Annotated in this window: 1 protein-coding gene; it reads right to left on the bottom strand. The window is 43.4% G+C overall.

The window, feature by feature from the left end:
* Nucleotides 1-258: JAB domain-containing protein (locus tag FTW16_RS17730; protein ID WP_315897548.1), on the bottom strand; the 258-nt coding region annotated here is incomplete at its 3' end.
* Nucleotides 259-348 lie beyond the last annotated feature (90 nt).

Below are 348 nucleotides of genomic sequence, written 5' to 3'. Positions count from 1 at the left end.
ATAGACGCTTGCCGCATCAATCGTCCCTTGAAACAACGCCTCAAACTCAATTAATCGGTGTTGGTTATCTAGCAACATGACGGCGAACACTTCGCGTTCACTGCCGCCTATCTTAAATCGCAAATAGTCTCGGGTAGCTTGTGGATTGGTAAATACATCTCCTCGTACATAACGATCTTCTAATATCTCTGCTGCCTTTTCTAGAACGCGATGTTCATGCTCTTGCTGTGAGAGTAGTGGTGGTGAAAGTGTTCTCATTTTGGTTCTCCTTTAATCAGGCTTAAGGTCATTCACTTTAATGACATATACCTCAAAAAGGTTTGAATCAGAGTCAGCCTAACCAGCCTC

Origin of the sequence: Vibrio sp. T20 (assembly GCF_007858795.1) — a bacterium.
GTDB classification, from domain to species: Bacteria; Pseudomonadota; Gammaproteobacteria; order Enterobacterales; family Vibrionaceae; genus Vibrio; species Vibrio satsumensis.
Note: the sequence above shows the minus strand (reverse complement) of the source record. Positions and strands in the feature narration are given on the sequence as shown.